At 45.3% G+C, this 20,498-nt stretch carries 15 protein-coding genes; 4 read left to right on the top strand and 11 right to left on the bottom strand.

What is annotated here, in order from left to right; all coding sequences use genetic code 11:
- Positions 1 to 18 precede the first annotated feature (18 nt).
- The 5 genes from trmD to GTW09_RS04880 form a co-directional block, all read right to left on the bottom strand.
- Entirely contained in the window at positions 19 to 735 is a 717-nt protein-coding gene (gene trmD / locus GTW09_RS04900; RefSeq protein ID WP_203565646.1) for a tRNA (guanosine(37)-N1)-methyltransferase TrmD, read from the bottom strand.
- A 45-nt stretch (positions 736 to 780) separates the two neighbouring features.
- Positions 781 to 1,302: a ribosome maturation factor RimM gene (rimM, locus tag GTW09_RS04895; RefSeq protein WP_100971287.1), complete on the bottom strand. Its 522-nt coding sequence runs from the start codon at positions 1,300 to 1,302 to the stop codon at positions 781 to 783.
- 23 nt (positions 1,303 to 1,325) lie between these two features.
- Entirely contained in the window at positions 1,326 to 1,577 is a 252-nt protein-coding gene (rpsP, locus tag GTW09_RS04890; protein WP_163110514.1) for a 30S ribosomal protein S16, read from the bottom strand.
- Positions 1,578 to 1,728: 151 nt separating this feature from the next.
- Positions 1,729 to 3,057 (bottom strand): M20/M25/M40 family metallo-hydrolase, encoded by a 1,329-nt coding sequence (locus tag GTW09_RS04885; RefSeq protein ID WP_163110512.1) that lies wholly within the window; start codon positions 3,055 to 3,057, stop codon positions 1,729 to 1,731.
- 20 nt (positions 3,058 to 3,077) lie between these two features.
- On the bottom strand, positions 3,078 to 3,959 hold the full coding sequence (locus tag GTW09_RS04880) for a mechanosensitive ion channel family protein (protein ID WP_232230612.1): 882 nt from the start codon (positions 3,957 to 3,959) through the stop codon (positions 3,078 to 3,080).
- Positions 3,960 to 4,347: 388 nt separating this feature from the next.
- Here GTW09_RS04880 and GTW09_RS04875 point away from each other — a divergent pair, with 388 nt between their 5' ends.
- From GTW09_RS04875 to GTW09_RS04865, 3 genes are all read left to right on the top strand, one after another.
- Positions 4,348 to 6,132 carry an ABC transporter transmembrane domain-containing protein gene (locus GTW09_RS04875; protein ID WP_163110510.1) on the top strand — a complete coding sequence of 595 codons (1,785 nt, stop codon included), beginning with the start codon at positions 4,348 to 4,350 and terminating at the stop codon, positions 6,130 to 6,132.
- Between the two features lie 86 nt (positions 6,133 to 6,218).
- Positions 6,219 to 7,274, top strand: coding sequence for an efflux RND transporter periplasmic adaptor subunit (locus GTW09_RS04870; protein ID WP_163110508.1), 1,056 nt, complete (start codon positions 6,219 to 6,221; stop codon positions 7,272 to 7,274).
- Positions 7,267 to 10,386 (top strand): efflux RND transporter permease subunit, encoded by a 3,120-nt coding sequence (locus GTW09_RS04865; RefSeq protein ID WP_071979504.1) that lies wholly within the window; start codon positions 7,267 to 7,269, stop codon positions 10,384 to 10,386. The genes GTW09_RS04870 and GTW09_RS04865 overlap by 8 nt, the downstream gene beginning before the upstream one ends.
- Positions 10,387 to 10,465: 79 nt before the next feature.
- On the opposite strand, the gene GTW09_RS04860 is transcribed toward GTW09_RS04865, so the two are convergent.
- The 6 genes from GTW09_RS04860 to ffh form a co-directional block, all read right to left on the bottom strand.
- Positions 10,466 to 11,743 carry an alpha/beta hydrolase gene (locus GTW09_RS04860; protein WP_163110506.1) on the bottom strand — a complete coding sequence of 426 codons (1,278 nt, stop codon included), beginning with the start codon at positions 11,741 to 11,743 and terminating at the stop codon, positions 10,466 to 10,468.
- Positions 11,744 to 11,763: 20 nt separating this feature from the next.
- Entirely contained in the window at positions 11,764 to 12,156 is a 393-nt protein-coding gene (locus tag GTW09_RS04855; protein WP_071979505.1) for a tellurite resistance TerB family protein, read from the bottom strand.
- Positions 12,157 to 12,391: 235 nt separating this feature from the next.
- Complete coding sequence (locus GTW09_RS04850) at positions 12,392 to 13,609, bottom strand: phosphoenolpyruvate carboxylase (RefSeq protein WP_071979506.1); 1,218 nt, start codon at positions 13,607 to 13,609, stop codon at positions 12,392 to 12,394.
- The gene (locus GTW09_RS04845; RefSeq protein WP_163110504.1) at positions 13,606 to 14,241 is read right to left on the bottom strand and encodes a condensin complex protein MksE; all 636 of its coding nucleotides are present in this window, start codon (positions 14,239 to 14,241) and stop codon (positions 13,606 to 13,608) included. Before GTW09_RS04845 ends, GTW09_RS04850 begins: the two co-directional genes overlap by 4 nt.
- Positions 14,238 to 17,936, bottom strand: coding sequence for an ATP-binding protein (locus tag GTW09_RS04840; protein WP_163110502.1), 3,699 nt, complete (start codon positions 17,934 to 17,936; stop codon positions 14,238 to 14,240). The genes GTW09_RS04845 and GTW09_RS04840 overlap by 4 nt, the downstream gene beginning before the upstream one ends.
- 186 nt (positions 17,937 to 18,122) lie before the next feature.
- Complete coding sequence (gene ffh / locus GTW09_RS04835) at positions 18,123 to 19,538, bottom strand: signal recognition particle protein (protein WP_071979509.1); 1,416 nt, start codon at positions 19,536 to 19,538, stop codon at positions 18,123 to 18,125.
- Positions 19,539 to 19,693: 155 nt separating this feature from the next.
- Here ffh and GTW09_RS04830 point away from each other — a divergent pair, with 155 nt between their 5' ends.
- On the top strand, positions 19,694 to 20,485 hold the full coding sequence (locus GTW09_RS04830) for a cytochrome C assembly family protein (RefSeq protein WP_163110500.1): 792 nt from the start codon (positions 19,694 to 19,696) through the stop codon (positions 20,483 to 20,485).
- The last annotated feature ends 13 nt before the right edge of the window (positions 20,486 to 20,498 follow it).

The raw sequence follows: 20,498 nt of genomic DNA, 5'->3' as shown, positions 1-20,498 counted from the left end.
CATATCCTCTCGTCCTAGTTAACTGTCATCTCGCTGCAGTTGCGCTTGGAATAATTCTAACAAACGCCGCTGCTCCTCAGTCAGAGCTAGGTGGTTTAACAAATCAGGGCGACGTTGCATTGTTCTACCTAAAGACTGCATCAGTCGCCACTGCCTAATTTTTTCGTGATCACCACTTAAAAGCACCTCGGGTACCTTTTGACCTTCAAGCACTTCTGGCCGCGTATAATGCGGGCAATCCAAAAGGCCATCTGTGAAAGAATCTTCAACTGCTGAGGCTTTGTGGCCTAGCACGCCGGGAACCAATCTAGCAATTGCGTCCATTAAGACCATTGCCGGTAGTTCACCGCCACTTAACACGTAATCGCCGATGGAGACTTCTTCATCTACATGGCTTTCTATTACCCGTTCGTCGATTCCTTCATATCGACCGCAAATTAAAATTGTGCGTTCGATATTGGCTAAGCGCTGCACGCCAGCCTGGTCAAGGGGTTTCCCTTGTGGTGATAAATAGATCACCTTACTGTTGTCACCGCCAACTTTCTTGGCAGCGTGTATTGCGTCAGTGAGCGGTTTTACCATCATCAGCATACCGGGTCCGCCTCCGTAGGGGCGATCGTCTACTGTACGATGGCGGTCATGAGTAAAGTCACGGGGGTTAAAAGTATCAACCGACAACTTACCAGACTTAACAGCTCTTCCTATTACACCCTGCTGGGTGAACGGGGAAAACATGTCTGGAAACAGGCTAATAACTCCAAACCACTTTTCCGGAGTCACTTAAAACCCCGGGTCCCAGTCAACTTTAATGACCTTCGCTTCCTTATCTACCTCTTGTACGACTTCATCGAATACAAAAGGCACAAGTCTTTCTTTTTGACCAAAAGCATCGCCTACATTAGCTTTGACGTGAATGACGTCATTTGCACCTGTGTTAAATACCTCTTTCACCACACCTAAGTCGTAACCTTGCGTTGTTACCACTTTCATGCCGGTGAGCTCACGCCAATAAATACCGTCATCACCCAAATCGGGAAGTTGCGAAGCGTTAATGCAAATATCCAAGTTTTTGATGCTTTCAGCATCGTCTCGATTATCAACACCCTCAATCTTCGCTACTAGGCTTTTACCATGCGTTCGCCACTGGTCAATCGAGCATTTTTTTTCTTCGCCAAGAAACCATGGCGTATAATCAAAAATGCCCTCTGGCTTTTCTGTATAGCTGTTGATTTTGACCCAACCTTTTACACCGTAAGGTGCTCCAATTTTGCCAACAATCACTTTGTCAGACGCTAGACTCATCTATACTCACCAGTTAAAACAGCTTACGCTGCAGATTTTTTCGCTTCTTTTACCAAGCTAGATACGCGATCTGATAAGCTCGCGCCTACGCCAACCCAGTAATCAACACGCTCTAAATCAACGCGAAGACGCTCCGCTTGACCTCGTGCTGTAGGGTTGAAGAAACCGATGTTTTCAATGAAACGACCGTTTCTTGCACGGCTGCTATCAGCAACCACTAGTTGATAAAATGGACGCTTTTTCGCGCCACCACGCTGTAAACGAATAGTAACCATAAATGCCTCAAACTCGTTGTAGCGTTACCGTTAACTTAAGCCTTCTTTCGTGTGCAAAATTTACGCACCTGATAGAAGGCTGGCGAATTATACGGATGTGGAGGGTGAATGCAAGTAGAAATACGGGTTATGTGGTGGGAAAAGTAGTGTCCTACTCCCCCATACTCGCCCAGTTTTCGCCCAACCGATAAATTAATACCGCAGCTTTATGAATGTTCTGAGCAAAAGAAGTCATGTCGGCGATTTCATCCTTAGTATGACCGCCCTCTCCCATTAATCCTAAACCGTCAATGGCCATGTCGACATGATCAGCAGCAAAGGAGATATCTGCAGCCCCAGCATTTCTTGGGTTAACAGGTTCTACAGGGCCATAACCTAAGGACTCACTGACATCACTGTACATTTTCAACAATGCATAGTTTTGCTCAGTTGGCGCCATAGGAGGATACCCCTCTTCAAATGTCAACGTGGCTGAGGTGTGCGGTAAGCTTCGTGTCGCTATGTCCTGCATAAGGTTTTTGGCCTTTGTGAGCTCTTCAGGCGTGAGTGTGCGAATTCCTCCTTTTACGGTTACCTCTTTTGCAACCACATTAGTTTTCCCAAAGCCCTGTACTATCGAATTTTCGGGCTGCACAGTAACTTCTGTCCCACCTGCGATAAGCCCTGGGTTGAACGTAATATTTCCCACACCGGCAAGCTCTTCACGAAAAGTATTCAAAATTCGAGCGACTTCGAATATTGCGCCGTACCCAATGGTGTCAGTAAATATTTGTGATGAATGAGCAGGTTTACCGGTTACGTCTAGTTGCCAACCTATTGAGCCGCGACGGGCAACAACAGCTGTTTTAATGTCTCCGTCTGCATCTTCAAAGCCTAACGCAATATCTGCCCATATCGCTGCATCGATAAGCGCTTTTTTCGATAGTGATAAAGGTGAACCGCTGCTTTCCTCATCACCGGTCATCACTACTTTCACACTGACTTTATCTAATAAGTCGAGCTCTTTTAACGCTTTCAGCGCAGCGATTATTATAACATCACCGCCTTTCATATCTGTAATACCTGGCCCAGCAACGTGGTTATCGTCTATTCGTTTATAGTTTTGAAAGGCATCATCTTTTGCAAATACGGTGTCTAAGTGCCCAATCATAAGTATCTTAGGGCCAGTGCTCCCAAAGCTTGCCACCAAATGACCTGCGCGATTAAACTCCTCGCCGTCAACCCACTGTGTTTCGAACCCCATAGCATCAAATTCGGCCTGATAGAGTGCGCCTACCTTTTTCACACCATCAAAATTCATGGTGCCACTATTTATATTGACTGTTTTTTCTAAAAGCGATGCAGAATCCGCTAATGACTTATCGATATGCTGAGTAATTTTTTTCTCAATATCAACAGCTGCCAAACATGATTGGCTTAAAACAAACAGCAGTCCTGTTGCAAGGGCTTGTCTGGCCCAGTTTCTATTCACTGATATCATTTTTTGACGTCCTTAAATCGTTAACTCTCAGGTTCATTTTGATTGTGGTTGTGATTAGCCAGTGTAAGCGGCTCTTTAAACGTAAGCGTTCTGTAAGGGAAAGGTATTTCGATTCCAGCACTGTCTAACGCTCTCTTGATGGCACTTACCACCAAATCTCTACTTTTGTGCATATCGATAGGTCTAGAACTTGCCCACCAGCGAACGGTAAAATCAAGGGAGGAAGAATTGAACTCACGAGCATAAACCTCTATACCTCGCTGATGATTTATCTCCTGTATATCCTCTAGAGCACTCACTATTACCGAGCGCGCTTTATCTACGTCTTCACCATAAGCAACGCCTACAACAATGTCGAAGCGGCGAAAAGACAGATCGGTGAGTACATGTACTGGTTGCTTAAATAGAAAACTATTTGGAACAATAACTAGTTGATCATCTGTTTTACGGAGGTAGGTTTCTCTCACCGTAATTTTTTCTACGCGACCGCTTATATTCTCGCATTCAACAAAATCGCCAATACGCATAGGCTTGCGCAACATAATGAGAATGCCGGCAAAGAAATTTTCAAAAATGTCTTTAAAGGCTAGGCCTACCGCAACCGACCCCAAACCTAATACGGTAAGAAGCTTTGCCGGAGTCAGACTGGGAAAAATGATGGTAACAGCGACTAAAACGCCCACTGTCCATACTGTCACCTTAATCAAACTGACAAAGAGCTCATGCAGAGAACGTCTTATTTTAGAGTTTTTCAACGAGCGGTTTAAAAGGCTCGTTAACGTAGCCGACATCCCCCACGTTATCAAGAGAACAATGAAGGCAATGGCTAGCAAAGGCAGCAACTCGATAAACCCTACCCACATGCTTTGGACCTTCTGAACTAGTGGCTCTATAAAATTCACTGGTAGGCTCCATGAGTTAAGCAGTATTAGACAAAAAATAATGCACTACAAAAATAGTAAAAGACGCAATGCTCGTTGACATATCACGTCTTATTTCATTATTAGCACAAACTAACCGTTTTCCACACCCTTCAATTTCAACATGGTGTTGCAGCAAAAAGCACTCTTTCTTATTCAATGGCCATCATTATATGGTCGTTACTAATATGGTCGTAATTAACGCCCCCAATGTAATCACCATGTTATTCATAAAAATTCCATCTAACTGATTTACAGCAAGTGTAGTCGCAAGGTCGCTCCATCTATGTTCAATACAACGTATACTCTTATGCGTGGCTGATGCTTTCCCCAGCCTCTCTTTACACTAATAATTTTCTACGAGGTTATCTTGACCACACCATTAAACGATGTGTCGACTCAACAAGTTCTTCATTGGATTGGTTCGCATTTAGGTCAGTACAAAAAGCGTGTTGCTGGCGCTATTGTCGCCCTTTTAACCGCAGCTGTAGCTTGGTTGATGTTAGGCCAAGGGATAAAATACGCCATTGATAACGGATTTGTAGACAGTGCATCCGAAACGCTGAACAAAGCCACGCTGGTTGTTTTAGGAATTACTCTTATCGCCTGTATTGCAACTTACGCAAGGTTTTACTTAATGACATGGTTAGGCGAAAGAGTTAGTGCAGATATTAGAAACCAGGTTTATTCACACTTGTTATCTCTTCCACCTTCTTTCTTTGCTGAACTGAGAACCGGCGAAGTTATTTCTCGTTTCACCAGCGACACAACTGTTATTCAAACCGTAGTGGGTATGAGTTTATCAATGACCTTGCGCTCGGTAGTTACCTTCACGGGAGCGCTTATTCTCATGGGCATCTCTAGCCCATTGCTTACTTTGTGTGTCATTGTGGCCGTACCGGCGGTTCTCGTACCAATAAAAGTATTGGCGCCTCAAGTAAGAAAGTTCGCCAAGATTAGCCAAGACAAGGTGGCCGACTTGGGGGCTCATATTGATGAGAGCTTACATGAAATCATGACGGTTCAGGCCTATACGGCAGAGCATAAAGAACGCACTCAATTTTCATCTCGCGTAGAAGCCGCTATGGATGCAGCAAAACGCCGCATCCACTACCGCTCTTTGCTCATTGGTTGCATTATGTGCTTCAGTATGACCGCAATTATTTTTATCGCTTGGGTGGGCGCTCGCCAAGTTTTGCAAGGAGAGATGACTGTAGGCGAGCTATCTGCATTCTTATTTTATGCTGTAATGGCGGGAGGCAGCGTTGCTACAATTAGTGAAGTTATTGGTGAGGTGCAGCGTGGCGTTGGCGCAAGCGAACGCTTGTATCAGCTCGTGCAAGCTGAGTCGGATCTTAAATTAGCGCCCTCTAGCGATAACGAGGGTGATAACGATAGCAGTTCTGTTACATCATTTTCAGACGCATCACCTTCTGTCGATATTAAACACCTTTGTTTTCACTACCCAAACAGCAAGCCGCTTTTTACTGAACTTAATCTCAACATTCGCGCTGGAGAAAAGCTGGCTTTGGTTGGGCCAAGTGGTGCAGGCAAAACAACGCTGTTTCAACTCCTTATGCGCTTTTACGACCCTTCATCTGGCAGCATAGAGTTAGATGGTACAAACATCAGTAACGTGTCTCTTACTGCGTTACGTCAACAAATTGCCGTAGTAACGCAAGAGCCTGTGGTATTTGCTAGCTCGGTAATGGACAACATTCGCTATGGAAAACCGAGTGCGTCAGATGATGAAGTAATGAATGCAGCTAAACTTGCGTTCGCACACGAGTTTATTGATGCATTAGATAATCGTTACCAAACCCAACTTGGTGAGCGAGGTATTAAGCTATCTGGCGGCCAAAAACAACGTATCGCCATTGCCCGGGCCATTTTGGCTGACCGGCCCATTTTATTGCTCGACGAAGCTACCAGTGCTCTCGATGCAATGAGCGAGCGAATGGTTCAACAGGCTATCAACCGACTGATGGAAGGTAAGACGAGTATTGTTATTGCGCACAGATTAGCAACTGTTCAGCACGCAGACCGTATTATTGTTATGGATAAAGGGCAAATAGTGGCAACAGGGGATCATGCCTCTTTGATGAAAAGCGATACCTTGTATAGGGAATACGCTGAACTGCAATTGCTTAGCTGAACCTCCTATGATGCTATACGGTATAAATTGGCACTAGCCGAAAGTCTAATAAATAGACGCTAAATTAAAATTATAACGGGTCAACAATGAACAAATCAGTGGTTCGAACGATGAAGACGTGGACACGTCTTTTAGCATTATTTTTATTTGTGCCATTAGCACACGGGCAATTTATGGGTGACCGCCAAGCGAAATTGGTGGTCACTAAACCTATCGAGTTTATGAATGAGACAAGAAATGTTGAGGCTGTAGGCAGTGCCGAAGCAGTTCAGTCAATTATTCTTTACTCGGCTGTGGCAGATGAAGTCACTGAGGTTAATTTTGTTCCTGGGCAAGCGGTAGAAAAAGGAAAAGTGCTTGTTCGACTGGATGACCGAAGACAGAAAACCGCACTTAAGCGAGCAGAGTTAACACTCTCTGACGCACAGCGAACCGTTGAACGCTTAGAAGCAAGTTATAAGCAGGGCGCTGTACCTGTTAACGAATTAGATTTAGCAAAAACCCAACGTGACTTAGCTGAAGTTGCGCTTGAAGATGCAAAAACAGATTTAGAAGATAGATACATTGTCGCTCCATTTGACGGTGTCGTAGGCTTTACAGATGTAGAAGTGGGCGATCGAATTAATGAACAGACCATGATTACGACACTGGATAATAGAAGCAAACTCTTTGTTAATTTTAAGGCTCCAGAGGCTGCCCTCCCCGTATTGCTCAACTCGCCTGATGTCACACTGGAACCATGGAGTGACAGAGAAACCCTGGTCAACGCGGAAATAGCGCAAGTAGACTCACGCATTAACGAAGCCGACCGCACGTTACGTGCAAGAGCTCTTTTAGATAATCGCTCTGACCAATTCAGACCGGGCATGAGCTTCCGAGTGAACTTAACCATTGAAGGCGATAGGTATGCAGCTATCCCTGAGTCGGCGTTATTATGGGGCGCTACCGGTGCGTACATTTGGTTAGCAGTTGATGGCAAAGCGCAAAAGTTAGACGTAAGTGTTCACCAACGCCTTAGAGGCACCATTTTAGTATCTGGCGATATCACTGTGGGTGACACCTTAATATCTGAAGGCGTACAGCGCCTGCGCACTGGACAGTCTATTACGACTGAAATTGCTGGGGGACCTAGAGGTGAGTGATAAACAACTTTCGTCGCACGCCAACGACCTTCCATCGCTATCAATCAGACGCCCTGTTCTCATTGTTGTCCTTAACTTACTGATTGCTATTGCAGGACTCGCTGCCTTAAGCGGTTTGGAAGTTCGTGAGCTGCCCGATGTGGACACGCCTCGCGTTACTGTAACTGCCAACTTCCCCGGTGCATCGCCAGAAACGGTTGATGCTGAAGTAACAAGCCGGCTTGAGGGTGCTGTGGCCCGTGTGAGCGGCGTAAAAAACATTTCTGCTCAAAGTGAGGAAAATTCTGCGCGCATCCGCGTCGAATTTCGCCCTGGCGTTAATTTAGAAGATGCTGCCAACGAAACTCGTGAATCGGTAAGTCGGGTGCAGCGCCAACTTCCTGAAGATGTTGAACAGGTTGCTATTATTCGCGCAGATAACGATGCGCAAGCGGTAGTAAGTTTAGCCATTTCAAGCAAAACGCTGGACATGGAAACGCTAACCGAACGCGTGGATACCGACGTTGCGCCTTTGTTTCTTAGTATTCCGGGAGTTGCTGATGTTAGTTTAAGAGGCGATCGCGAACGGGTGCTTCGAGTATCGGTCGATCCACTGCGTTTAACTAGCTTCGGGTTGTCGATGAGCGACGTTGCCGATGCTCTTGCGTTAGCACCCTTTGACGTTCCCGCGGGCAGTATTCAATCTGCTGAACAAGCGCTAATAGTGCGCGCTGATGCCACCTCAGTGTCGGCGCAAGATGTGGGTGATATTGTTATTTCTGGCGATATACGGGTGAATGATGTGGCAAGCGTTTACTTCGGGCCTGCTGACTCCACCAGCATGGTGCGCCTTGATGGCATGCCTGTTATCGGCTTAGGAATTATTCGCCAAGCTAGCTCAAATACTATCGAAATATCCGATGAAGTGCTTGCCATGGTTGAGGACTTAGACAAACGATTTACCGATATGGATATCGTTGTAACCGCAGATGACGCGGAATTTATTCGCGACTCGGTTAAAGAAGTGGTTATTTCACTCAGCCTCACCGTAGCCCTTGTTATTGTAACCCTTCTGGTATTTATCGGTTCATGGCGGGCTACGCTTGTCCCAGCCCTATCCATTCCAGTGTCTTTAGCAGGCGCGCTAGCAATCATTTGGGCAATGGGCTTTTCAATTAATATTCTCACGCTCCTTGCGCTTGTATTGGCAACGGGCATGATTGTTGATGACGCTATTGTAGTGTCAGAAAATATTCAGCGCCGCCGCAGCATGGGGCTTGGCGCTCGCGCCGCTGCTGTTGTTGGCACCAGAGAAGTATTTTTCGCTGTTGTCGCCACCACAGCAGTGCTTGCCTCGGTGTTTATCCCCATAGCATTTTTACCCTCAACAGCGGGTAAATTATTCAGGGAATTTGGTGGTGTTTTAGCCGGTGCCGTTATTATTTCCTCTTTTGTCGCCCTTTCACTAGTACCTGCACTTACTGCACGCCTAGCGATTAAAAAACCAAATGCAGATGGGAAAAGCTTTTTTAGCGCTACCTTTGGTCGATTCGGTAACGCCTGTTTGTCTTTGTATCAAAAGTCACTATTGAAAGCGTTAAAGTACGGCTGGGTAGTGGGTGTATTAAGCTTAGCCGCTGGCGGAGGGGCATATATTTTGTCTGGAAATATAGACAATGAACTACTGCCAAGTGAAGACCGCGGCACCATCCGCATCTTTGCAAGAGGACCAGATGGCGCGGGCCTTAACTTTATGGATAGACAAGCCCAGAAAATGGAAGAGATGCTTCTTCCCTATGTGGAAAAAGGCACTATCGATTCTATGTACACAGTGGTGGGGCAATGGGACCCAAATATCGTCTTTATTACCGCCCCACTAAAGCATTGGGACGAGCGCGACATGTCGTTGCAAGACGTGGTTAATGAAATTCGTCCAGGGCTTCAAGCAATTCCCGGCGCACCCGGTAACGCTTTTGGTGGAAACAGCCTTAATCTTCGCGGACAAGGCGGCGGCCTGGAGATGGCTCTTACCGGTGACACCTATGAAAATATCTACAAAGCTGCTCAAGCGTTTGCCAGCGAGATTGAAACGAAACTACCAGATTTAGGCCGCCCTAGAGTAAGTTACGATCCCACTCAGCCGCAGCTTCGTGTCAATATTGACAGACGCAGGGCTGAGGAGCTTGGTGTTCCGCTAAATGATATCTCTAGTGCATTACGCGCAGCGGTGAATGGCGATGATATTGCTGATTTAAACGTGGGCGACCAATCTATACCGATTATGCTTCAAACCAGCACGCGCAATACGATGGCGCCTTCTGACTTAACAAGCCTTTATGTTAAAAGCATTGATGGCAACCTGGTACCGTTATCAAGCGTAGCATACATCAGTGAAGAAGGAGTGGCTGCCGAACTAGAGAGGCAAGCTCAACGCCGCGCTATTGAGCTTGAGGTAGAGCTTCCTGAAGATAAAGCCCTTAGCGAGGTTGTTGACCAAATTCGCGCCATTTCACAAGACACGCTGCCAGACGGTATTGGACTAATCTTCCTGGGTGAAGCACAGACCTTTGAGGAAACTTCCAAACAAGTAGCTCTCACCTATGTACTAGCGTTTGTAATTGTATTACTGGTACTTGCTGCGCAATTTGAAAGTGTTAACAGTGCCATAGTGGTTATGCTTACCGTTCCCTTTGGTATTGCCGCCGCAGTCTATGCTTTGTTTTTAACCAACACGTCCATCAACGTTTACTCACAGATTGGACTGGTAATGCTTATTGGACTGTTGGCGAAAAACGCTATTTTACTTATCGAGTTCGCTGACCAACTACGAGACAAAGGCTATTCTGTTTACGACGCTATTGTTGAAGCAGGCAGCGTGCGTTTAAGACCAATTATGATGACCCTTGTATCTACCATTTTGGGTGGGCTACCGCTTATTCTTTCCACTGGCGCGGGTGCAGAGGCACGAAATGCGATTGGTTGGGTAGTGTTTGGCGGCTTAGGCATTGCAGTTGTGTTCACGCTATACCTTACCCCTGTGCTGTATCTTGCCCTGGCGCGATTTACCAAACCGAGAGCTGATGAAAGCGACAGGTTAGAAAGAGAAATGGAAGAAGCGCAAACACAATCTTAAATACCTTTACAGCATGCGCCTGCATCAGCCTATATTAGCTCAGGCGCATGTTTTTAGCAGTGTTTAAGTTGATTGACCGCTAGGGCGCAGCGCAAAACTCATCGGATGGAGCGGAGTTCGTTAGCGCTAAAATGTTATCTATCATGACATCAAAGTAGGGGTTGTAGGTCAAACGAGCGTAAACACGATCACTCTTAGCATTTTCATCGCTATATCCCCAAGGCCCGAACCAGGCATCTTCCCCTGCACGGCATCTTGCTTCTAGCTCGCTGTCCTGGCCGTTATCGCAAATTCGAATACTGCGACTTTGGTGTGCCTTGTTTCCCTCTAATCGACCGTATAAATCATTAGATTCTGAGAAAAGTGCACTCATATGTGACGCTGCACTAATTCTCTTTTCAGGCAGATTCATAGACTGAATCACAACATGAGGCGGGTTATTTGTGTTAACTATGCTGGCCGCAACGGGCAACTTTTCGCCTTGCCAAAGCATGCATTTCTTGGGATGAGTAAAGTTTTCGTAAAAGCGACTTGCAACGTGCTCGGTATCAACAACACTGTCTTTTTCAGCAACCATCATTAACACCGGTATATTCAGGGTCGATGCTTCACTGTCGTTAGTATCAAAACGGCGCTGAAGCTCGTTAACACTTTCTTGATATGCGGCAAAACCGGGCATAGCTGTAGAGTTATAACGACTGGGGTTGTCTTCGTCTTCAACGTTCGGCCAAGGATAAAGTGAGTCTATGTAAGGCGCTAATTGAGACACAAAAAAGCGAGATTTAAACGCTGGGGAGAAATGCACCATTCCTTTTATATCGTCTCTTCCGAAAGCACTAATTGTCGTGAGATTCGCCCCTGTAGAAAAACCGCCCACAAAAAGCTGTTCAACGGTTTCAGCAAACTGATTAAGTTGAAAGTCGGTCTCTGTTTGCCACTGTTCATAACTTACGTTAAGCATGTCTCCTGGTTTAGATCCATGGCCGGGTAACAGTATGACACGCACTCTCAGTCCACTGTCACACAAGGTGTTAGCAACCTCTTTAAAGAAATAGGGAGAGTCGCCTAAACCGTGAACAAGAAATAAACCTTTTTTGCTTATGGATGAACCACACTCAAACGGCATGTTCATGGCTAATTCCGCACCTTCATCTTCACTAATAAAGTCTCGATTGTTGCGAAGGTAGCTTCCTACTTGCGCTAAATAATCATCAAAAGGCGCTACCTGTGTGGGGAAAGGCTGCTCACTTGCTTCAAACCTGGCGTCATCAAAAGAGTGGCAGCTAATAATTAGTGGAGTAAGTAGAAGGGCGACAGACCACCGCCCTGATTTGTTGTTGTCTAAAAGCTGGGACATAAAAACCAATGGTTGGAACGTTATTGGACCGCAGCAGCACCACTCACTAGAGCTTTGGCAAGAACTTTGTGGGTAAGCAGCGAAAGCAGCTCTGTTTCAGCCTCACTTCGTTCACCGTCGACGCCAGTTATAGCCATAGCGACTTCTAAGGTCTTTTCTGCATCGTATGTTAAATCTTGCTGAAGGCTACGCAAGTAAGGAAGCGCGTCTCCGGTGTCGATAGCTTTTCGGGTTTGATAAATCGTATCGTTGATGAATGCTTCTGGGCAAATTGGACTTTCCCAATCAAGCTTTTCGACTATCTCATTGAGATAGTCTTGCTCTGAGAGCGTCACCACACCATCGACTTGATACAATAATACCGATAGTTTGATAAGGGCTTGGTTAAAACTTTGTTGTTCTGATAATTGCATAACTTCTTCCTCTTCGTACTGTACGCACCAGCACCACAACTTTCCTACATCCTGTAGGAATTTTTGAAACACTACTCAAAAAGTCTGAATGAGTCGCAGGCTGTCATCATGGTGTATACCATACACTTACCCCATGACAACATCATTACGCCCACTTAAACTTTATAGCTCATAATGTTACTTTTTTGTAAACTTTTCTATTAATTACGACGAGTTTAAGCACTAGGTTCACGTCTTAGCGCAGACCTAAGGTAATGTCACTTATATAAAAATTGCCAGTATAAACTTGATCATTTTTCCCGTGGGGCTCTAAGGCGAAAAACTGCTTCTCTTCCTCTCCCAATGCTTGATAGCCACCTATTACCTGATACAGCCATACTTCTGGATCAAACTCAAGCTGCTGCTCTTCAAAGTAATCAAGCGCTGTTTTTGGCTGCCCGGAATCAATAACATCACAAAAATAGGCCTCAACCGCGTGTTGTAGTGGATCTTTTACTAACGAAAGTGTTTCCTGCTCTGTGACATTAATATCATAGGGTTTACCTTCATCTACAGTAGCCCGTTTTTTGTGAATGTGAGTAAGGGTTGCCACCATTTCCTGGTAGTCTTGCTCTTGCGCCACGTTATTCACATCAGCAGCGGCGTGCCCAATGATAGAAGCACTTTGATTGAACAAAACAGGAACATTAGTGAGGTTGGCGTAATTTCCTGGAGCAAAATCTGGCTGCTGCTCTACGTGTAACAAAAACCCTTTAAGTAGACGTGTCCGTCCCTGAAATTCTCTGAAACGCCCAAGTAAGTCAAGCAACCTAGCCTGTACCACAGATAGCTCTTGGGCTGCTTTTGAGAAGCGCTGCTGTAGAGATACCACCAACAGGTGCCTTAGTTCCCGATTGGAGCCAGCTATTTCACTTAATTCATCGAATCGAAAGCATTCAAGTTGTGCCAGTAAATCTGTCACCTGTTTTTGTGCTAACTCATTTTCGCGTATTTTTGCATCAACTGAAGAAACATACCCAAACTCATTATTAATTCGGCTAAACATAACCCTAACGCTGTTGCTCAACGTTTCCGACAGCTGATAGACATGCTCTGTAAGATCGCTCATATGTGCAGCAGCTTCATTAAATTTGTTGTAGTGCAGCGCTTCTTTATAATGCTCGGTAAGGGTTTTTAAACTGGCAAGCGATGCACCAACGTTAGCATTTATCGTTCTGTTTCGCTCGTCTTGCAGGCTTCCCTCAAGAAGGGTACGAACCGCGCTTTTCAACCGCAACTCGCTCTGTGCTTCTGGCCGCCACAGCACACCTAATTGCACTAACTGCTCTAGCACTTTTGAACTGTGATCGCGCTCTTTCACCGAACCGTTGATATAAGCCTGCATGATTAAGTCACTGTGGCGACCAAGGGCGTTAAGTAGCTTGGTACCTGCTTGCAGTAAAACTTGGCTCATATTAGGTTACCCTGTGATACTGCGGCCTCCGCCTGCTCAGACAAGCTCAGCGCTTCGGTCTCATCTATAAAGCGTAACGTTTCATACAAATGCTCTATTTTTCCCGTACCCAAATAAATTTGTTTTTCGGGATTTGGCTTAATCAAATAGCCTAACTCAGTGAGACGCTTAAATACCTGTTTTAGCTGGCCGTCTACGTTAACACTGGTAGAGCCAAACATTCGATATCGAGAAATTTTCTCTAATTGCTCACTATACGCTGGCGTATCTTCAATGCTCGTTTGTAATTCATTTAGACGAATAGCGCTGCCCATGGTAATTGGCATATCAGACTCGTTAGCCTGTTGTACTAGCAATAACCACTCGATGAGCGGTACAAGGTTTGATGCCGTTTCTTGAAACTGCTGAGTGAGAACTTTGCGCTCTTGCTCTCCAATTGTTGAGTAACTCGCAAAGAAAACATCGCCCTCTGCCGTGGTAGAAAGCGTGCGATTGAGTAACGATAAGTGGGGTTGTAATTTTTCAGCGTTATCGTTACTTTTCAAAAAGCGCCACGCTTCCTCGTCAGTTACTTGACAAATAAATGCTCCTTGCAAAAGCGCACTCAATACGCGACCTTGCTCTGTCATCATGCCGATGCTCCTCGTGTTTCTGCATCATCTTGTTTTTTTGCTTTTATTCTCGCAGCAATTGAACTCGCTTTCGGTTGCACCACCTGCAGCTGACGAGTGACCTTGTCAATAAGGTATCGATTTTCAAACAAGGTAAGTACTTCTGATTCAGGGTTTGGAAATGCGCCAACAACGCTAATGTTATTGTTTTGACACGCATCAAAAATCTTTTTAACGTTGCTTTGGTGCAGCGTGCCTAACTCATCGATAGGCCAATGAACTGTCGCTGCCGCATCCTGGCGGAGCAGACGAGTGAACGCTAGCAAGAACTTACATAAAATCAGGTAGGCCATACCGTGGCTCGACGATTCATTGAGCTGTCGGTCTGTTCGAATAACAAGGTCGCTGTTGCCTTCTCGCAAATGCAGCTCTATATCAAGCAGTTTACTGATACCGCCGGTTAATGCCGCTCGCCCTAGAATATCGAGCACTCTTCGCATACTTTGGCCGTACTCTTCTTCTGGAAGCTCGTTAGCGCCCTCTTCTATCCAATACTGATAATGCTTTCTGAACTGTTCTAGTTCTGGCCAAAACTCAAGCTCGCTAATTCTAGAGCGGATTTTCACTGCGGAGTCTGACACACCGTCCAGGAAGAGTTCCCCATCTACCTCTTGAGTAATTCTTCGGCTTTGCGACACGATGCGTTTGTCGATATCCGCCAATACAAAATAGTATTGAGAAAGATCTGCGCCAAAAATTCGTCCTTGCTCGCGCAGGCCTTGAAGCTTCTGCGGCACGATGACATTTAGCAGCTGCGAAAGGTGGGAAACCATGCGGCGGTGGTCAAAACTTTTCACGCCATGCGTGTTTATTGTTGCACACTCTTCACGCGCTCGCTCCCATGTATCTGATAAACCTGTGCCCGCCTGAGCCGCAATTAACTGGTCAAAGCGTTCAACATAGGCACGAATATCACTAAGCAAGTTTTCACGCTCTTGAAGCTGACTTTGCACTTCGGAAATACGCTGACCAATACTCACATCATCGTGTTTAATATCAGCAGCATCTGCGGTGGCATTAAGTGAAAGCTTAGAAAGAGACTTACTGAGATTTTTCACCTGTTCCAAATTTTCAGAGGCGGTTTTAAGCGCGCTCTCTAGCTGGCTGTGTTCATCACGCAGCTGCTCTCGTTTTGTTTTATAAGCACTTTGTTTACTGGCTAAACTACGCTGAGATTCTCCAAGTGACTTGCGAGCTTTTGAAAGCCCTTCCTGCCATATTAGCTTTTGTTTGGTGAAAACGTTGGTATACCAGCGTTCATAGTCGGCGACTTTATGACGATGGGTTTCAGTTCGTGCGATAGACTCTTTAAGGTGATTAATTTGTTTTTTCAGCTGGCCAATTTCATCAATATCCACACCGCGATTATTTAACTCGCTTTCCAGCCAGTCTTGCATGTCTTTGCGATCTTGGGCTGCGCTTTCTTTTGCCTTACGCATGTCATTATCAAGCTGAGAGATGCGTGCATCAGAATCTGAAATAAGTTGCTGCCAATGAAATTTCTGCTCGGTTTCGGACTCTCTTTGTTGAGCAGCTATTTCATCGCGACTTTCCTCAAACTGAACCTTTACTTGCTTTTGGCTCTGCTGATTAGCCTCTAGCTTTGTTTTTGCTTTTTGTTTGCGCTCTGACAGAGCTTGTTGATACTCGCTAAGCACAGTGTCTCTATCTTGTTGAGCACGTTTACGACTTGCCTCCGCACTTTTCACCACATTATCTTTTTGAGTAAGCACTAACTCGGAGTTACGCACCTCTTCATTTGCTTTTGCTAGCCGCTGCTCGCATTCATTTTGCGCAGCTAGTGCTGCGGCTTGGCGTATTTCGGCGTCTTGAAGCTGCTTTTTCAGCGCTTGTTCGGTTAGCGCATAATCTGGTGTATCTAGCTCTTGAAGCGCTAGCTTTACCCCCATAAAGGTATCACTCTCGCCGTCCATCTGAGGTGCTAAGTCGGTTCGGTCTAACAATTCTGGGCGTATCACTTTGCCCAGTGAAACTTCCCACTCTTCTACGTTTGCACGTAAAAACTCAAGAAGAGATCCCTCTCCCGGATAAAGCAGTCCGTTAATTTTATCAACGGCCTTTTCTTCGTGTTGAAAAGAGGTTCTGGCTCTATCCAGCGCTTGAGAGCAAGTTTTGCGATATTCACAGGCTTTAGAATGAGCTTGTTGTGCCTGCCTAAGCTCGGTTCTTGCAACATCCTCATTCACTGACGCCTCTTTTATAGCTGCGTCTAAAATATCCAGTTGTGATTGTTCAAACTCGTTGTAGCCTGCGTTGCTCAATGCGGCCTTTAATTCTGCCTCAACAACTTTTAACTCGTTCACACTCGTTTGATATTCACTGTTGAGCGTATTGAGTTGAGCAGTATAATCATCGCGAATGTTACCCAGCGCCTCTCGTTCACTTTGCTGCTGCAAAGACTTTTGTTCGGCTGCTTCTTGGCGCGCTTCTGAAAGCTCTTCCAAGGTAATAGAGAGCGTTTCACCAAGCTCGGCCAGTCGCTTATTATACGCTGACTCAATATCTTGATGCTTTTCTGTTAATAGCGCGTATCGGCTGTCGCTAAGTTCTTTTTGACTGTACCACTGAGGCAAATTACCAACATCTTCTTTCAGTTGCTCGATATCTTCCTCTTGCCACTTATCAAATTCACTTTCTACATTTTCTAGCTCAATGGTGAATTTTTCTACATCGGCTCGTGCAGCTGAAATAACCTGATTTAGATGGTCGCGGTTATCATGCCACTCGCTATCAACTTGTTTGCGCTGAAAGCTATTTTCATCGAGTTCATTTTTTGTTGTTTCTACGCGGGCAGATAAGTGCGTTTTATCAAGCTCAAAGGTATGTTTTAAGGTAGCCAATTGCTGTTCGGCATTGCTCAGCGCCATATAGGCTTGCTCGAGTCTTGAAAACTCAGGCCTTATCTTGTCAAACTGCTTTATAAGCTGACATTCTTTTATCCAGTCATCGACACGGTGACGACTCAACCCAGAGGTAGGTGGCGTTACGCCGTCTTCTTCCAATATGGCGGCAATCATGGCTTTGATAGTTTCCATCTTGCCTTCTTTAGAGTGCACAGCTTTGGCGAGTTTTTCTATGTGACGCATGTGCTTTGACGATTCACATAAACTAAATAGCTTCGCGTACCCTAAGACTTCTCTTGCTGTATTGCTCTGATTTAAAACCCCGTGATCGTTTTGAATAATGGCTCGAAAGTCTTTGGTGTTGAGTAAGCTTGTTACTGTAACATTGCTTCGCTTCATTGCTCGAGCGAGTTCCGCGCTGCCCACACTGACATGCTTACCATTTTTCTGTTCAATGAGGTAATCGCTAATATCAAACGCTTTTCCAATTAAACGGTAATTAACACCTGTACCGTTGGAACTTAATACAGCTTGGCATAAGTCGCCGTCTGCGCGAGCATATTCGTAAATAATAAAACTAGAGAGGCGCGGAAGGTACCATCGTTCAAAGCTATCGCGGGTCGCAGGAACCACTCGGCTTGGATACTCGCCATAAAAGACTGGGATAAGCCGCTGAAGTGTTGTTTTACCGGAAGCGTTTGTGCCACATATATTGGTATGTCCATCAAGCTTTAGTTCAACGACACCAGGCAAGTGAGTATCGATTAGAATAATTCGTTTTAAGCCTGCCATAAAATTCCTGTTTCAGTTTTATCTTTCATTTGTGCCTGGGCTAACTTAAGTTCGTGTTTTGAATCAGCCACATGCCACAACGTAAAAAACCTCAATAATTGGCATTCATTGAGGCTTTTCTATTTATTTTTGTTTGGTGTTCAACCGAAGTCCAATTTTTAAAATCACCACTTTAGAGCAAAGTGGTTATCTCGGTGGGAATCCGCCAGGACCACCGCCAAAGCCGCCCGGCCCTCCTGGACCACCAAAACCACCACCTGGAGGTGTCATGCCCTTCATCTGACGCATCATTTTTTTCATACCGCCACCAGACATCTTTTTCATCATTTTCTGCATTTGAGTGAACTGCTTTAATAAACGGTTCACGTCCTGAATCTGAGTTCCTGAACCGGCTGCAATTCTGCGCTTACGCGAGCCCTTGATGATATCTGGGCGAGCTCGTTCTCCAGGCGTCATTGAATTGATAATCGCTTCCATTTGGTTGAATTGCTTATCGTTAGCCTGCTCTTTGATCTTCTCTGACATGCCGCCCATGCCAGGAAGCTTATCAAGCATTCCCATCATACCGCCCATGCTTTTCATTTGCTCAAGCTGATCTTTAAAGTCGGCGAGGTCAAAGCCTTTACCTTTTTGAACCTTTTTCGCAAGCTTTTCGGCTTTAGTTTTATCGACCTTACGCTCAACTTCCTCAATTAAACTGAGAACGTCGCCCATACCTAAAATACGAGACGCTATTCGCTCTGGATGGAAAGGTTCAAGAGCATCAACTTTCTCGCCCATACCAATAAACTTTATAGGCTTGCCGGTGATATGGCGAACAGACAGCGCAGCACCACCACGAGCGTCACCGTCGGCTTTCGTGAGTATGACACCGGTAAGCGGAAGCGCATCATTAAACGCCTTGGCTGTATTTGCGGCATCTTGCCCCGTCATAGCATCAACAACGAAGAGCGTTTCAATGGGTTTCACCGCACCATGAAGCTCTTGAATTTCGCTCATCATGTCGCTATCAACATGAAGCCTACCTGCGGTATCGACAAGCAACACATCATAGAAGCCCTTTTTGGCTTCGCTGATTGCGCTTTCTACAATATCAATTGGTTTCTGCAAAATTGTAGATTCGTGAAAACCTACATTAACTTCATTGGCAAGAGTTTCTAACTGCTTGATAGCGGCTGGTCGATATACGTCAGCACTCACTACCATGACTTTTTTCTTTTCGCGTTCCGTAAGATATTTTGCCAGCTTACCTACAGATGTTGTTTTACCCGCACCTTGCAAACCTGCCATTAAAATTACGGCAGGAGGCTGAGTAGCTAAGTTTAGCTTTTCATTGGCCTCCCCCATCACCGCTTCTAACTCAGATTGTACAATCTTGATAAAGACTTGGCCGGGTTTAAGGCTTTTGCTCACTTCTGCGCCTACAGCGCGCTCTTTAACTTGAGCAACGAAGGCTTTTACAACTGGCAACGCAACGTCGGCCTCTAATAAAGCCATACGCACTTCGCGAAGCGTATCTTTTATATTGTCTTCTGTGAGACGACCCTTGCCACTTACATTTCGTAATGTCTGGCCAAGGCGTTCAGATAAATTCTCAAACATAGTATGAAACTTCTTTTGATTTCAGACGTAATGGGAGCATTGTAACTTAAAAGGCGCGTAAACAAAATCAAGGAGATGGTTGAATTTGATCGTGAGTTGCAGTATCAATAGCGACTCAATCGGCGACGATTTACCTAATTATCACAGGAAGAATAATGAACACCCTTTTCGCCATTTCTGCTGCCCTACTTTATGTTATGGCCGCAGCAGTGTTAATCGGCAAATTTGTACACCACGAAGGGCCTAACAAACGTCTTGCACTTTCTTTGGCAAGTTTGGGTGCCATCGCGCATATCGCATTTCTAATAGGTGTGATTATTATTGCTCCAGGACAAAACATGAGCGTTACCAACGTACTCTCCTTGGTGTCGTGGATAATTACTGTCTCAATGCTGATTTTTGCACGCGCTATACCAAACCTAATTTTGTTACCCGTGGTCTTTGGCTTCGCAAGCCTAGCCGTGCTTGCCGCAGCGTTTATTCCCGTTTCCTATATAATGCACATTGAGCTCCAGCCCGGACTTGTTGTGCATATAAGCCTATCGCTGTTCGCCTATTGCACACTGGTAATTGCGTTTCTTTATGCTTTACAGATGTCGTATATCACCTATCGCCTAAAGCAAAAAGGCGCTGCACTACTACACTCTTCACTGCCGCCACTCATGTTGGTTGAAAATATTTTATTTAAATTGCTGCTGGCAGGAACATCGTTGCTCACAGTATCACTTATCAGCGGCTTCATCTTTTTAGATGACATGCTAAGTAAAACTTATGCTCACAAAACCGTTCTTTCTGCCGCTGCTTTGGTTGTATTTTTGGTACTGTTAGTAGGTCAGAAAGTGCGAGGGTGGCGAGGAAAACAAGTCATTCTTATGACAATAACTGGTGTAGTTCTACTTACACTGGCTTACTTTGGCAGTAAATTAGTTCGCGAGCTGTTGCTGTAGTAGAATATCGCGA

Source organism: Alteromonas hispanica (assembly GCF_010500915.1).
In the GTDB taxonomy this organism is placed as follows: domain Bacteria; phylum Pseudomonadota; class Gammaproteobacteria; order Enterobacterales; family Alteromonadaceae; genus Alteromonas; species Alteromonas hispanica.
This window is presented reverse-complemented; position numbering and strand designations above follow the sequence as displayed.